Raw genomic sequence first — 15,932 nt, 5'->3', positions numbered from 1 at the left:
ATTACCCGTTTTTCCACGATTGGCATGGAATTAGCTGGATCTCACAATAATTGAGGAATTCTAATCGCCTTCCCCACATTTTAGTGGATGGCCGCCTCGCGCTTCTAAGGCGCATGGCAAGTTTGCCGACCGTGAACCAACGTATTTAAGGATTGCACTTCCATGCTTCAGTTACGACAAAGTCAATCGCTCCAGCAGCGGCTCACGCCGCAGCAGGTGCAGTATTTGAAGCTGCTGCAACTCCCGATTCTTTCGTTGGAGCAGCGCATCAAGAGCGAGCTCGAAGAGAATCCGATGCTCGAAGAGGCTTCCGAGGAAGAAGAATCGGCCCAGCAAGGTCCGACGGAAGAACAAATTGCTGAGCGGGTAGAGGCCGAGCCCATTGCGGAAGCTGCCGGTGGGACGCTCGAAGGATCGATGGATGAACGCTCCGCGGTCAGTGCCGCCGATCGGGAAGAGCGCATGCAAGAAGACAGCGCAAGAGAGACTTCCGCCGCCGAAAACGATTATTCGTTCGAGGACTTTATGAACGACGATACCGAAGGCTGGAAGACGCCGACGGCCGGACAGTTTGATGAGGACCGCGAAGATGTGCCACACGCAGCACAAGAATCGTTCACAGAATCGCTTTATAACCAGATCGCGATGCTGAACTTGCCTGACAAGTACCGCGCTCTGGCTGAAGAAATCGTTGGTTCGATTGATGAGGACGGGTATTTGAGGGTACCGCTCGAACAAGTTGCAAAAGACGCTGGCGTGTTTTATGGTGTTGAATACACCTTACCCGAAGCGGAAGCAATCCTTCACAAGATTCAGAAACTCGATCCGGCCGGTTGTGCGGCGCGGGATCTCCGGGAGTGTCTGGCCGTCCAGCTCGAAGTCATGCCGAACCATAATCCAACGCGCGAAGTCGCGCGACGGATCGTGCACGACCGATTCGATGATTTCGTCAATCGCCGGTTCGCGGCTCTCTCGCGACACCTGGGCATGGACTTGACCCAGCTGAAGCCAGCGATCGAACTGATTCAGCATCTGAATCCGAAACCGGGCGCGCCGAGCGGCGAACTCTCGGAGAGCACGAAGTATATCACGGCTGATTTTTATATCGAAAAGACGCCCGATGGGAAAGATTTTCTCATTACGCTGAACGAGCGGGGTGTTCCGCCACTTCGAGTCAATGCGGCATATAAGGATCTAATCCGAAAGCAAGCGCCGGAACATGGACAGCATCTGAATGCGGAAGCCAAGGATTTCATCAAGAAGAAGTTCGAGGCCGCTAAGTTCTTCATCATGGCGATTTACCAACGCCGGGAAACCATGATGCGAGTCATGCAGTCCATCATTGCGCATCAGCGGGGATTCTTCGAACATGGCGAAAAGCTCCTGAGGCCACTCATCTACAAGACCATTGCCGAGGATATCGGCATGGACATTTCTACTATTTGCCGCGTCGTCAATGGCAAATACTGCCAAACGGATTTTGGCGTATTCGAACTCAAGTACTTTTTCAGCGAGGCCATCCCGACTCACGCGGGTGAAGGTGGCGAAAATAGCGAAGGCGAAGCCGTCGCAAACAAAGTCGTGAAGTCCCGCATCAAGGATATCATCGATGCCGAAGACGGGCGCGAGCCACTCAGCGATGAAAAAATTGTCCAGTTGCTGAATACCGAAGGGTTCGATGTCGCTCGGCGCACGGTCGCGAAATACCGCGAGCAGATGAATGTGCCCGTGGCCCGTTTGCGCAAAAAGCTGATGTAGTTAGGATTGCATCCGCTCGCGTTTTGCCAGTCGCCACAGCGCAATATTCACCAGCCCGAGCAAAAGGAATAGGTCCAGGAACGAGAACAATTGCATCGGCAGCCGATTCAATAGCTCATGCGCACGGTAACCCAGATATCCGGCCAACAGCATAGCACCACCTAGAAGCTCGCGTTTCCAAGCAATCAGGATTCCTGCTAGCATAAAGAGCAAGAAGACCGACATAATTGCTTCAGGGAACGTCATCGCCGTCGGATTCGGAAGTCCCTCCCCAATGGCCAACGTGAGTACAACCAGAACGATGAGTAAGCCGGCAATTCGTGCTGTCCAGCGAATCACGGTAATGAGACTGGAAGACATGGAGGAAGTCATTAGAAGCTGGTTAAAAAGCGCGATTCAGGACACGTTCGTGATCTTGTAGGTTCCGACGAGCGCGGCTCCATGCCTTGTTCCTCCGTTCCTCGTATGCACATTTTATCTATTGCAGAGCTTGTAATTCCATCGGCCTCTGAAGTGTCTTACGATTGGACACACTCACCTAATAGAGGAGGATACATGAAGCATATTGGAATCGTCCTCGGACTGTTCTGTGCAATCGCGATGACAACCGGCACGCTGCGAGCAACGACGCATGTGATTTCGTTCGGCGGCAAACTGCATAACAAGTACACACCGGCATCGTTGACCGTCGCCGTCGGCGATACGATCCTGTGGCAAGGCGATTTCGAGGACCACCCGCTGACGCTGACCAAGGCCCCGTCAGGGGCAGCGACGTTCGAGCATATTGAGAAGGGCAAACTCTTCCGCTACATTGTCACCGTCGCCGGTAACTATACTTACGAATGCGATAAGCATTCCGATCAGGGAATGACAGGGAGCTTCATTGCCGACCCGCCTGCCGCAAAGATCGACTAATTTTTCGGCAAGCATTTCGGGCTCGTACCAGTGAAAATGAGTTTTGGAATTGACAGTGTTTCACCACCATGAACGGAGAATCTTATGAAACGACTTTACTATATTGCTTCACTTTTGACACTACTCGCAACAGCTGGAACTGCTCATGCGAAGACTTGGACCATCAATTTCGGAGTGGGCGGTAGTCTGACCTACGAACCATCGACGCTCTCGGTAAATGTGGGCGACGTCATCGTCTGGTCCGGTGATTTTACAAATCATCCGCTCTCCTCAACCAGCGTCCCGGCTGGCGCATCATCATTCCAAATGACGAGTGGTGGTGTTACGACATTTAGTTACACCGTGACGACCCCAGGGAGCTACGCCTACCACTGCAATATCCACTTCAGTTTTGGCATGGTCGGTAGCTTTACAGCGAGCGCGGGAGCAGGAGTCGAGAATCCTGCAACGAATATTCTCTCAATGGATCCGATCTTCCCCAATCCCGCGAACAATGTAACAATGGTCCATTTCACACTCGATATCCCATCTCACGTCCGGTTGTTAGTCTATGATGGGACCGGAAGGCTCGTCACTAAGGCTGCAGATCAGGAAATGGATGCGGGATTCCACATGCTCACGATCGATACCAAACAGCTTGCCTCCGGCAGCTATCAGTATGTCCTTCAGGCGGGAGAAGCCGTGTTACGACGCGAGATGATTGTGGTCAGGTAAGTTGTCTGCATCGTGATTCCGTGAGGCTGAAAAGATGATGGGTTTCGATTCGGTCTCAGCAGTCCTTTAAGCCTCGCGGAATCGACTTGAGTGACTTTCGAGTGTCCCTTATTCCTTATACTCGATGATAATAAACTCAATTCGCCGATTGGTCTCGCGGCCGGCGTCGGTAGAGTTTGTAGTGATCGGCCGGGTTTGGCCATATCCGGCGGTTTCCAAACGTGATGGTGGAATACCGTGATCAACCAGCCAACTCTTGACGGACGCTGCACGCAATACCGAGAGGCGCTGATTGAATGTGGAATCACCCGTATTATCCGTATGTCCCTGAATCGAGATGCGGACGGTCGGATACTTGGTCAGGAGTCCGAGCAATTGATTCAGCGCCGGGAACGACTGATCGAGCAAGGTCGCCTTCCCGGTCTCGAACTCGACGCGAGGCAAGTCAATACGCTGACCGACTTTAAAGGCAACCAACGGACAACCGTTGTTCTCCTTGGGTCCCGGTTCGAGCGGACATCCATCCTGATCATCGGGAACACCATCGCCGTCCGTGTCTTTGTTGAGCGGATTCGAGTGCATCTTTTTGACTTCCTCGCCATCGGTCAAACCGTCGCCATCCGTATCGGGTAATAGCGGATTGGTCTTATAGGTCAACACTTCCTCACCGTCAGTTAGTCCATCGCCATCGGTATCGGGTTTGGTTGGGTCAGTGTGGTACTTATTGACCTCATCGCCATCGGCCAGTCCATCGCCGTCAGTATCGCGCAACAGAGGGTCGGTATGATACTTCAGGACCTCATCGCCATCGTTGAGCCCGTCACCATCTGTATCTGCGAGCCGGGGGTTCGTGTGGTACTTATGAACTTCATCGCCGTCATTCAACCCATCGCCATCGGTATCCGGATTGAGCGGATTTGTACCGTAGATTCGGACTTCATCGCCATCCGGAATTCCATCCCCATCCGAATCCGGATTGTTCGGATCAGTGTGATAGATCATGATCTCTTCGAGATCGGTCAGTCCGTCGCCATCCGAATCCGCGAGTTGGTTCAGGATTGCATCGCCATACTCGAAAAAGCCACTTTGCTTGCCGAGTGAGATAGCATACCGCATCGAAAGAAATGCCTCCGGCCGGTGCGGACCTCTTGAAGAACGAGGGAATACATGCTCGAGCCGGAGCAATCCGGTCTCAATATCCAGATGCCTCAGATTGCGAAGCACGATTCCGATGTTGACATCATCGCCTGCAATATCGAGTTGTGCAATCAAATTGCGTAGCCGATACCGGAGCAGGGCCATCGGGTTGAAGCCGGGAAAGCCTTTGTCTGTATAGGGATTGTAATTGCTCAGAAAATTTAGATATCGCGAAATTGGACCAGAGCCGGAATACTTTCCGGAGCCAAGCCCAAAGCCGATACTAAAGCCATTTCGTGTGGAGTATCGCACTTCGCTGCCAGAACCTGGAAGCACCGGACCTGCCACGACATCTTCGCGCATATCTTCGGCTGATGCTTCTCGTAGGAACCGGGCATAGTCACTTGTATCGAGATTGTGGCCAAGCCAATAGGTCACGAGAAACGAGAGAGAATTGCGATCGGGATACCGGCTCTTGTCGCTTTGTCCATTGCCCAGGTATTCATTCGCATCCCGTTTAGCGAAGAGATTCTCGGCCCGAATCGAAAGCGCCAATCGGTTGGAATCACCGCCGACCCCAAATCGATCGATTTGAAATTGTGGATTCCATACGACGAACGGCAACACGGAAGTCGGAAACTTGTATGCCATAAAGCCCAATCGAAACTGGCCGTACTCGATCGAAGCATATTGATTGAAGTTGATCTGTTTATTCGTGACCGCCCAAGTGGAATGCGTGAACTCATCCCACTGCGAATTTGGCGGCGTCGAAGCACCCCAGCCGATGATGAGACGATAGTCGGTAAAGCGCTCGAACGGCGATCGGAGCGCGAGAAACTGCGCGCGCGCAGAGGGCGTCCCAAACGGACACAGCGCGAGCGTCAAAAGAAATCCGATGGACAGGAACCGGGAGCGCATGCTAACAAACTAAGAACGCTACGTAATCTCAGGATGTGCAAGGCAAATTCTACACATGCCTGAAGTGCTCGGAAACTTCCCGCATTGATAAGCCATGCTCACGGGCAATTCGTTTCACCTCCTCATGCTCAATTTCTGTTTCCCGACGGCCATTCCGCACTACCTCCTTGGCACGTACCGGGCCAAATTCATCATGATTAAGCTGCACGGCATTCCTGCGGGCAATGCGCCGCTCGATCTTTTCGATGCGAACGCCAAGGGTTGTGGTTTCGCGCGCTAGAATCCCGAGCATTGATTCAGCTAAGTCCTCACTCGAAAGAATCACCAATTCCTGCGCGGCACGGCCCTTTTTCATGACAATCGAGCGAAGATAGGCGTCGAGCGCACCGGCTTCCATCAGTCGCTCCTGGACCGAAGCGAGCATGGCCGGCGTCATATCATCGATCGCAGTGGTCAACTGAATAACATAATCAATATCGGGAAATGCTTCACCCGCGCTCGGAGCCACGTTCAATTCACCGATCACAATTCGCAGTAAATTCGGCACTTCCTTGAACTCCATCGTACCGGCGCCGTAGCCGACTGTGACGGGCTCAATGCGATCGTTGGTTGCGAGCAACCCACCGCTGAGGGCGCGAATAATCCCGGCGCCGGTCGGCGTTGTCATTTCCGTGCTGACACGACCGAGCTCGGTGGGATACCCTTTCAGGATTTCAAGTGTCGCGGGCGTCGGGATCGGCATAAGACCATGTGCTGTCTCTATCATACCTCCTGCGCCGAGCGGCACAACCCGCGAGCGACACTCCTCCACCTCGAAATACTCCAGCCCAATTGCGACCGAGACAATGTCGACAATCGAATCGATCGCGCCAACTTCGTGAAAATGAATCTTCTCCAGCGGCACGTTGTGAATTTGCGCTTCAGCTTCTCCAATGGCATGAAAGATCGCTTGCGCCCGGGCGCGAACTCGTTCTGCAAGCGTGCTTGCGCCAATGAGCGAATAGATCTCCGCATAGCTCATCCCATGCGAGTGCACATGAGTCTCATGATGCTCGTGATGATGATGATTGCCATGATGGTGCCCATGGTCATCGTGGTGATGCTCATGGCCTTCATTATGATGTTCATGCTCATCATGATGCTCATGCTCATCATGATGATGTTCGAGATTGACATCGAACTTCTCGGCGGAGATCATGCTCCGCTCGAGGAGGCGCGTGGAGATGGTGTAGCCCGTGAGCGGGAGTTTAGCAAGTTCGGTGCGCAAATGCTCTACCGGCATTCCGGCCGAGATCATTGCGGCAACAGTCATGTCGCCGCTGACACCGGCAAAGCAATCGAAATAGGCGATACGCATACAGGCTTCCTATGCAGCTTCGAGCAACTCTTCCGCCAAAACTGCCTGCGCTTCGGCGCCTTTACCACGAACGATCATCCCTTCGCGTTTGAGGCGGACGCTGACGATCTTCGAGAGACCGTCCTCTTCCTGCGTCACGCCATAGAGCGCGTCGGCGGCGGCCATCGTGCGCTTGTTGTGCGTCACGACGATGAACTGCGTGTTTTGCGCGAAGCGGCGAATGATCGTGAGGAAGCGATCGATGTTTGAATCATCGAGCGGTGCGTCCACTTCGTCTAAGATGCAGAATGGACTCGGCTTGACGAGATAAATCGCGAAAAGTAATGCGATTGCCGTCATAGTCTTCTCGCCTTGCGAAAGCAAGTCGATGGACTGAGCGCGCTTGCCTCGTGGCTTGGCCGTAATTTCGATTTGTGCTTCGAGCGGATCTTTGTCGGCTTCGAGATTGAGATCGCATTCGTCACCCTCTGCAAAAAGCGACCGGAAAATATCCTGGAAGTGTTTGCGCACCTCCTCGAATGTCTCAACAAACTGGCGCGTAGCGGTTTGGTTGATCTCTTCGATGGTCTCTGCGAGATTCCTTTGCGCATCGTTCAGATCCTTGCGCTGTGCAGTCAGGAATTGGAGTCGTTCGCTCTCCTTCTGGAATTCATCATAAGCCAAAAGATTGACCGCTCCCAAGTTCTTGATCTTTTGCTTTAGCTCCCGCACACTTTCGCGCGCATCTCCAAAGCTGAATGCTTCGCCTTCAGTGCCGGTCTCGTCTTCGACAAACGACTTCAGTTCGAGCGAAAGGATTTCGAACTCCTGTGCGGCACGCTCGCGAAGGGCCTGGACCTTCTGCTCGATCTCCTGGAGCTTAAGTTCAAGTTCGTGGGTAATATCAATCGTCTTATTGTGACGGGCGCGTTCCTCGCGCAGGGCCTCGCGGTATGTATGTGCTTCCGCTTGCTTGGTCCGCTTGGCTTCAGCAAGTTCGTCGCGTTGCCCGGTAGCACTGGCAAGCTCTGCTTCAAGGCCGGTCAGCATTGTGCGAAACGTCTCGAGCTTCGCTGTATGCTCAACGTGGTCGGTCTCAGCGCGCTCTCGCTCGCGAACGCGTTGCTCCGCAAGCTGCGTGGCCGATGCAATAGCACGCTCGGCACCCAGGCGCTCGGATTCCAGACGTGTGATCTCACTCGAAAGCCCCGCGTAGTGCACTTGCACCTCGGTCCAGCGGCGCGATTCATCGGCGAGCAATTGTTCGGCCGTTTCGACAGCGAGTTGCGAACGCGCGGCGCCCTCCATCGCTTCAGAATGCTGCCGCTCGAACTCCGCAACTTCACCGGCAATCGCGGCCAGTGATTCTGTTAGTGGAGTAAGATCATTGCGTAACCGCCCCGCTTCCTCACCGAGCGCGTTAAGCTGTTCGAGCGAGCGACGCAGTTCGTACTCGACCTGGGAGGATCGCACTTGTACGGCGCGTCGCGCTTCCTCGCGCTCGCGAGTTCGCGCCGCCGCTGCCCGGATATTGATCGCCTCAAATGCCGAGTTGAGCTCTGCCACGCGCTGCTCGCAAATCTCCAGTTGCGCTTTCAGATTCTCGACTTCAATCTCCAGCTCTTCGATCTGCTCGCGCTTGCCAATTACGATGCCTTCGGTGCTCTTACGCGATCCGCCACGGACGAAACCCTGACGTGTAATGACTTCACCCTCGATCGTTACGCATCGTTCGACCGATCGATCCGCATCCAGCGTGGCATAGGCCTGATCGACCGTATCGACGATTACGATGCTTCCCAGCAAGAGTTGGAAAAGATTGCCATATTTCTCATCGAACTTGGCAAGCGAAAGCGCGCGCCTCGCACCAGTGGAAACCGCGCCCTGACTCAAGGCTTCAGTGGGAGCCGGCACTCGATCGAGCGCGACCAAAGTCGCCTTGCCCTTTTGTGAATGCCGAAGGACTTCGACGGCTTCGAACGCATCTCGGCTTGTGGGGACGATGAGATAATACGCGATTTCGCCTAATACACTTTCAAACGCGGCGCGGTAGGCCGCATCGGTGGTGAATGCGTCGGCGACCATGATCGGCTCTTGTGAGGCCCAGCCAGGCTCAGCCATCAGGTATTCCGCGGCTTCACCAGCGCCGGTGCCTTGTTCCACAAGACTTGTAAAAAACTCGATCTTAGAGATCTTCTTGCCAATTTCGCCCTGCAATGCGAAGGACTCGTTCTGCTTCGTGTCTAACTCGGTTTTGAGTTGCTCCTTTCGGTCCTGTGCCACGAGCCCCTCTTGCTCGGCGGCGGCAACGGCGGCATTGGCCGTCTCGAGTTCACGGGCAAGCTCCGTGCTTTGCGTTTCGAGTGTCTCGCGCTTTCCGCTGATGCCGGATTGTTCCGCTTCGATATGCGCCAGGCGACGTTCGATCTCGTGGGACCGGGCGCGCCGGCGCTCGAGTTCGTTCGAGCGTTGGTTGCGAAGATTCAGAAGCGTATAGACTTCATCGCGCGCCTTCGACAATTCCTGACGTTTGGCGCGGAGCACATCGTCCGCCTGGGACTTGATCTGCTCTTTCTCCCGCATCTCATCCTCTATCGCAGCACGATTGCGAGTCGCTTCCTCATGCGAGGTGCCGATCACGGAGAGCCGCTCGGTCAGTTCTTGCTTTTCGAGAATGAGTCGCTCACGCTCTGTCGTCGCACGCTCACGTTGTTCGGCGAGTGAACGGAGACGCTCCTCGGTAGCTACAATCGTCTCGCGGGTCCGCTGGATGATCGCGGATTTTTCGTGGACAGCGCGGTCGCCCGATGCAAGCTGTGCTTCTAAATCGTGCTCTTCGCGCTCGAGTACGTCGAGCAATGCTTCGTATTTCGAAAGTTCGCCCGTAATTTGATCGCGTTGATTTGCCGCCGAGGATAGCTCCTCGCGCAACGGACTCATCCGCCCAATATGCTGGGCGAATTCGCGCTCGATCAGTTCGATCTCGAGCGACCGCAATTCGCCGGATAGCTCCGCGTGGCGTTTGGCACGCTCGGCCTGCCGCTCCAGCGTCGCGACCGATTTCGTCACTTCCTTGACAATATCATCCACGCGAGAGAGATCCAGCGCGACTTGCTCCAGCCGTCGAAGCGCTTCCTTGCGGCGAGCTTTGTATTTCGTGACGCCGGCTGCTTCCTCGAAGAGCTTGCGCCGTTCTTCGGTGCGGTCCGAAAGGATCGTTTCGATCATCTTCAGTTCGATCACCGAATAGGCGTTGGCGCCCATGCCGGTATCCATGAAGAGCTCGATAATGTCCTTCAGGCGGCACTGCGCCTTATTCAGCAAATATTCGGACTCCCCGGAGCGGAATAATCGGCGAGTGATTGTCACTTCGCGGTATTCCGTGGGTAAAATACCCTTCGTGTTCTCGATGGTCAGAGAAACTTCCGACATGCCGAGGGGCTTGCGCGTCCGCGTCCCATTAAAGATGACATTCTCCATCAGATCGCTGCGGAGCGTGCTGGCTCTCTGCTCGCCAAGCGCCCAACGGATCGCATCGACCACGTTGGTCTTGCCGCAGCCATTGGGACCGACAATTGCGGTCATACCGGCATCGAATTTCAGCAGAGTCTTCTGCGCGAATGACTTAAACCCGATGATTTCTAATTTTGATAGATACATTCAGAACCTGTATTACGCGGATTAATGGGGATCTCCCAGACAAATTGCAGGATATTGAGCTCGCTATTTGAACCCAAGCCAGGGCAAAGTCTTTCCTGAAAAAACCGTTCGCAGATTCTCATCACCTCACTTCGAGCAATCCTACGGCAACCATCACAAGCGAAGAATCCCAAAAATCAATCCGGGGAATCCCCGTTAATCCGCGGAATCCCCGTTCATCGAAAATTCGACAGGATATGAAGCGATTGAAGGTAGCCAAGCACAAGAATCGTAACGACAAGCAAGGCGAACGTTCCATAAATGTACAGCCGTGCCGGATAGACATCGAAAAGCACTCCCGCACCTTTGAGCAGCCGGTAATACACCCAAAGGATTAGCACGACCAAAATCGACACGGCGAGTATGATTGTCTTCAATTCCACATCCATTCGGGGCAGTAGTAAATCGAACGGCAACAGCACCACAATGGGAAGCGCTGACCAGACAACGACATTGTACGTGTCCCCGATCATGATCCGGCCCTTTCTGAAGATCGCGATAAACCGGAGCACCAATACCATAAAGAGAATCACCGTGAGCACGATCAGCGTGAGCCAGAGCACCATGCCGAAGAAACTCCCATCTTCCGACTGCGCCCAGGAGCGCAGCCCGACCGGCAGCACTTGTCCGGCAGCATTTCTGGTCGCTTCCAGCGCATAAACATGCCGAAGGATCGCGCCCAGACACAGCGCCGCCGAGCCGGAAAGGATCACTGCCAGCAAGGTCGTTTGGGCGTTCGGCAGCAGCCGGCGATCGCGTAGGTCCGCGAAAAAATTGAAAGGGCGGAGCATGGAGCGGCTCACATGCTCACGAAACCGCCGGTCGGCATTCATGAGCACGAAGAACAGCAGCAGGAGCGCGAAGCCATAAAGCAGCGGGCCGATCGACGGTGAGAACAATGCGGTGTGTGGGATAACTGGTATTCTGCAACGGCAAACGAACGTTGCATAGCGGCGCATTCCCGGACATTCGAAAAAGGAAACGCCCCGAACGGCAACCGTGCGGGGCGATGAGCAATTACGCTTACCGAAGCGGGGCTACCGCGCCACTTCAAACTTCACCGTCCGGCCCTGTGTCGAATTCGCGATGCGGACGAAATAGGTCCCGGCTGCGAGGTGCGAGCAATCCAGACGATGGCACAGACCGAGATCGGCTTCGGGCGTCGCATCGTAGAGCGTAGCGATATGCTCGCCGGTCATGCTGACTACTTCGGCGATGAACGGCTCGCCAGCCGCTATCTCATCGATGCAGATCAGCGCCTGATCGCGTGCGGGATTGGGATGAACGCGAACGGCTGAGAGCTTCGCGAACTTCTCCGCCTTTTCAATGTGAGGGGCGGGGGGTGGCTGAGTAATGGTAAAGAACGTCCGCGTGAGACCGGAGCCATGCAGCGAGTCCGTTGACGAAAGCTTGATGCGGAACCGCTTGCCCGCGAGATTCGCAGGAACGGACCACGCGATATGTCCTTCCTCCGAAGGCACGTTCGCGAAGATAGTGTTCCACTTCGCGTGACCACCATCCCACAACGAGAGCGTGAGCATACCTTTGGCTAAATCTTTGTTCCATGTGATCGTCTGCGTCGATCCCGCCGCGATCTCCTCGCCGCCCGCCGGCGTGAGGAAAACTGATTGCGCTTGAGCGAGTGCAACTGGCACAATCAGAGCCAACTGAAAAATGAGGATGTATGTACTTTTCGTCATGCTTGATATTTGTAAATTACCTTGAAATTAATTCCGGGTATGGCAAGCTGTCCGTTCTCATGTAACTGGCAAGAATGTCTACATTCTCAGGGATTCCGTACGGAATAAGCACAGAATAAAACGCATGCCAAAAACCCATTTCAAAAAATGCGCCGATTGAGTGAGCGCTCTCGCCATCATGCGAAGCAACAATCCGGTAACCGTAACCCCCACAGAAAAAACAAGGACGCGCTGTTGCAAGAAGTGTATCGTTGTCGATGGTTATGGGATATGCAGAATACTTGGAAATGAATAGCCTGCCCCGCATCCAAACTGAGTCAAAGCTCGAGTTTGAAACCTTCAAATGGTTTCCCGCTCTTTTAACCCGCTCCAAATAGCTTCTTTCGAAGTGGTTCGGAATAGAACAGGCACTAAAAGCGAATAGAATAGACATGTAGAGTGTCACTTTGAACTTCACCATTTTATTGGATGGTTACATTTACATGGGATTTCAATGCTCCATAATCGCCGTATCCGTATGGGGTGGCCCAATCTGGATCTGGAATATGATGCCCATCATCATTTAACCAATATCCCCAAAAATTTGCTTGACCGACTGGTGGCCAATAACTAAAGCCTACATATCTGTCACATCCCCAGTTTGAGACTGTCTCTAGATACGTGCTCCATATTAGACCCAGATTTGATACCACCGCGGGCAAGACATCAAAACCGATTGTTTTAACCAGGTACGATATGCCTCCGTCCATCCCTACTGTAGCCGCGGCCCAAAGGACGAAAGAGATTGCAGAACTTATATTCCCGCCTTCGCATCCGCCCCCATGAGTAAAACATTCCGTACGCATCGTCAGCATTCCATCACCGGCAACTCTATTGACCGTGAGACAATTCTTGTCTATTTCTGCGCTTTTGTCGCAAACTAAACCATATTGGCTGCTATCTTGTGGGTTTTTATCAGTTGGCCAGCCAAACGGAGAAAGTTGAGCAATATTCTTGGAAGAACTTTCATAAGCCCACAAACCAGTTTGATAGACATTCCTTAGTGAACCTGGAAGACCAAGCACGACCTCGAATAGACTTTCGTCGCAGAGGCCCATTGGCCAGAACCACTGAATTTCCCACTTTAGATCAGGGCCGACTGTTGAAAAAGGCAATCGCACTCGATTCGAAAGGTGTTCGCCGTTCGTGTTCGTGATGATGTTGTGCATTGCGATGTCGAGTGCGCAATCTTCACCCTTCCACACGTCGGGATAACCGGCGTAATCAAAATCTACGATGATACTGCTGCCGGATGGATCCTGAGGATTAAGATGCCACGATGGCTCCGCCGGACTACATAGTTGCCTTTGGCGCCAATCCTTGGAGCGTTCGTATGCAAGCCCGTAGTGTCCATCAACAGATCCGATTGTTCCAATCGGCTGATTAAATTCTACCACGAAGGAAAGAGGAGCGGTCGTATCCCAATGCATTGGAGAATTAGTTGGATGAGCGGACACGTCGGCCTGATTGTCACCCCATTGATCGACAGGCAAATCAACTACATCATACCATCGCTGTTCATTCACGGCCACATCGCGCGTGAAACGAATGCTAACCACCATGAACGCTGCTTGGATATTCTCCCCGACTGTGATATTATCACTCATGGTTAATGTTAACGGACTCGTACCTCCGCCGGTCCAGCCGGAAAAAGTAAACCCGTTATTCGCGCCAGGGGAAAGATTGACTATTGTACCGAGGTCATACTCCAGTGTGAAGCTCATCTTGTCTGGAACGGTTGGCGAGCTTGCAGCGCCAGGGTACGGCAGTGCCTCGCCATTCCCATCTTGCTGGGATACTTGACACCACATGCTCTGGAAGTTTCCTTGCTCTGCGCCAGTCACGAGTGTTCCTTTTGGCAGGAGCTTATCAGTCCTCGCCACAATAATGGTTAGGGTGACTTTGCGCAATTTTGCGACAACGAATGTAACATTGGCTGGCGCAACTTCCGTTAATGTGAAGGTGCCATTGCCTCCGCCCGAATATAAGTCATGCACCACCCCGCCCCAATCATGAAAACCACCAGCATCGGAATAGCTCTTAATGCCGTAGGTCCGATCAAGAATCTTGATGGTTACAGGGTTTGATGACCCATAGGGGACACTAATGCATCCCCCACTCAACAAGTTACAACTTGGAATTACAATGTTCGCAATGCTCGAATTGCAACTCCATCCCGAATGCCCATTGTCCTTCTGGATTGAAGCGCACAGGTCCGCAAACGGTGGCTGCGGGCTGGGCGGAGGGGCAAAATTTGCGACGAAGCTCTCCGTACCATTCATCACTAACTGCACATACGGCGAAGTAGAACCATCGATATTCGGATCGGAAGAACTCCAAGACTGAAATCGATTGGAACTCGAGTAAGCTCGGAGACTTACTACCCGTTGATGCTGAATATAGTACTTACACGTGTCGGCACATGTATCCGAAATAGCATCGCCGCATGCAACCGAATCGCTCCTGATCTCAATATTGCCGCAGTAGAAGCCGATTGGACACGTGGCAGACACAATGAGCGTATCGAGTGGAATCGGCTTATAGAGAGCGACGAGGTTCAAATCAGAAAGATGGTCGGGATCAAGCGATATCGCGATTGGATTCGCGGTTGAGTTATCCCAAGCCGGGTATCCCGGACAACTCCATTTCCAAAATTCGGCACACGCCGACCTGGCAGGTGCAGCGTAGGTCACCGTATCATTCGCATTTACGATCCTGCCAACAAAATTCGTGTCAAGGATTGCGGTTGTATCGTTTAACGAATCGACCGCGATCATGTATTCCTCGTTTATCCTCGGGTCAAAATGGATTGTTGGAAGCGAAGTGAGTCCGGCGGTCGCCTGTGTAGTGATATTAAGCCTAAAAGACTTGCGGCAATTGAAATCCCATGTCCCTTGCTGCGTCGAATCGCCCGTGAGACCGCTGAGATCATATTTTATGAAATAATTGTCGCCCAATCCGAATGGAGTCGTGGGCAGCGTGTGTACGACTGAACTATCATTCGCGTCAACCCAGGAAAGCGACCCGATTGTACTGTCGTTGACACTCAGAGAATCACTTGTCGTATCGAATGTCGCATGTCTTACGAAAAGGGAGAGAATCGGCCCTGATGATGTGTTTGCACTGTCAAGCTTACTTGTGAATCGAGCGGTGACCGTGTCATGCATACGGAGAGCACTGCCCGCAAAAGCGTTGATAGTAATGAGCTTCGGAGGCAAAGCGATCGTCGTGAACCTTAATCGTGCTACGGTGTCCGAGACATTTATTGTGTCGCTCCCCGAAATCTCCCGGAGGCCCATTAAAACAACTTCAAACAACTGCGAATTAAGCAATGTTGAAGCCTTGAATTCGATTGTTGTGTCGTTAATGATCGTTCCCGTTCCTGTATCTGCTATTAGGGCCCAAATCGTGTCAGCAAAGCTTAACGTATCAAACGATTGATATGAAGAATAGGGTAGGACGCAAATCGTGGGGACTTGAACTTTAGTACTATCATCGATCAGTAGGCGCTTCCAATGAATCGAACTCGTATCGATCCGATACTTCGTAATCACCCGGAACGTGGGCTGGACGGCGGTTTCGGTGGTGTTCGTGGGGAGCACGAATCTGGCGAGTGGCGTCTGCGCCTTAAGAATAGCTGTCCCCCCCCCCCAAGCATTGCTGCCAGCAAGAAGGCGAAAACTGCAACAAATCGGAGATTGTCAAGCGGGGACGCA

General features: G+C 53.1%; 10 protein-coding genes. 3 read left to right on the top strand and 7 right to left on the bottom strand.

Going from position 1 to position 15,932, the window contains the following annotated elements:
• Window positions 1-162: 162 nt before the first annotated feature.
• Window positions 163-1,758, top strand: a complete 1,596-nt coding sequence (rpoN, locus tag Q8902_07125; GenBank protein ID MDP4199326.1) for an RNA polymerase factor sigma-54 — start codon at window positions 163-165, stop codon at window positions 1,756-1,758.
• Here the strand turns inward: rpoN and Q8902_07120 are convergent, their stop codons facing one another.
• The gene (locus tag Q8902_07120) at window positions 1,759-2,118 is read right to left on the bottom strand and encodes a hypothetical protein (GenBank protein MDP4199325.1); all 360 of its coding nucleotides are present in this window, start codon (window positions 2,116-2,118) and stop codon (window positions 1,759-1,761) included.
• A gap of 195 nt (window positions 2,119-2,313) precedes the next feature.
• On the opposite strand from Q8902_07120, the gene Q8902_07115 reads away from it, so the two are divergent.
• On the top strand, window positions 2,314-2,673 hold the full coding sequence (locus tag Q8902_07115) for a hypothetical protein (protein ID MDP4199324.1): 360 nt from the start codon (window positions 2,314-2,316) through the stop codon (window positions 2,671-2,673).
• 84 nt (window positions 2,674-2,757) lie between these two features.
• Window positions 2,758-3,387 carry a T9SS type A sorting domain-containing protein gene (locus tag Q8902_07110; protein ID MDP4199323.1) on the top strand — a complete coding sequence of 210 codons (630 nt, stop codon included), beginning with the start codon at window positions 2,758-2,760 and terminating at the stop codon, window positions 3,385-3,387.
• A 108-nt stretch (window positions 3,388-3,495) separates the two neighbouring features.
• Here Q8902_07110 and Q8902_07105 read toward each other — a convergent pair whose 3' ends face one another.
• From Q8902_07105 to Q8902_07080, 6 genes are all read right to left on the bottom strand, one after another.
• Entirely contained in the window at window positions 3,496-5,442 is a 1,947-nt protein-coding gene (locus Q8902_07105; protein MDP4199322.1) for an OmpA family protein, read from the bottom strand.
• Between the two features lie 49 nt (window positions 5,443-5,491).
• On the bottom strand, window positions 5,492-6,799 hold the full coding sequence (gene larC, locus Q8902_07100) for a nickel pincer cofactor biosynthesis protein LarC (GenBank protein MDP4199321.1): 1,308 nt from the start codon (window positions 6,797-6,799) through the stop codon (window positions 5,492-5,494).
• A 9-nt stretch (window positions 6,800-6,808) separates the two neighbouring features.
• Window positions 6,809-10,438 carry a chromosome segregation protein SMC gene (gene smc, locus Q8902_07095; protein ID MDP4199320.1) on the bottom strand — a complete coding sequence of 1,210 codons (3,630 nt, stop codon included), beginning with the start codon at window positions 10,436-10,438 and terminating at the stop codon, window positions 6,809-6,811.
• A 215-nt stretch (window positions 10,439-10,653) separates the two neighbouring features.
• Entirely contained in the window at window positions 10,654-11,376 is a 723-nt protein-coding gene (locus tag Q8902_07090; GenBank protein MDP4199319.1) for a hypothetical protein, read from the bottom strand.
• Between the two features lie 138 nt (window positions 11,377-11,514).
• Window positions 11,515-12,177: a Ser-Thr-rich GPI-anchored membrane family protein gene (locus Q8902_07085; GenBank protein ID MDP4199318.1), complete on the bottom strand. Its 663-nt coding sequence runs from the start codon at window positions 12,175-12,177 to the stop codon at window positions 11,515-11,517.
• 461 nt (window positions 12,178-12,638) lie between these two features.
• Window positions 12,639-15,818, bottom strand: a complete 3,180-nt coding sequence (locus tag Q8902_07080) for a hypothetical protein (protein ID MDP4199317.1) — start codon at window positions 15,816-15,818, stop codon at window positions 12,639-12,641.
• Between the last annotated feature and the right edge of the window lie 114 nt (window positions 15,819-15,932).

This window comes from Bacteroidota bacterium (assembly GCA_030706745.1).
Lineage (GTDB): Bacteria > Bacteroidota > Ignavibacteria > Palsa-1295 > Palsa-1295 > PALSA-1295.
The sequence above is the reverse complement of the archived record's forward strand: the minus strand, read 5'-3'. Positions and strand labels throughout refer to the sequence as shown.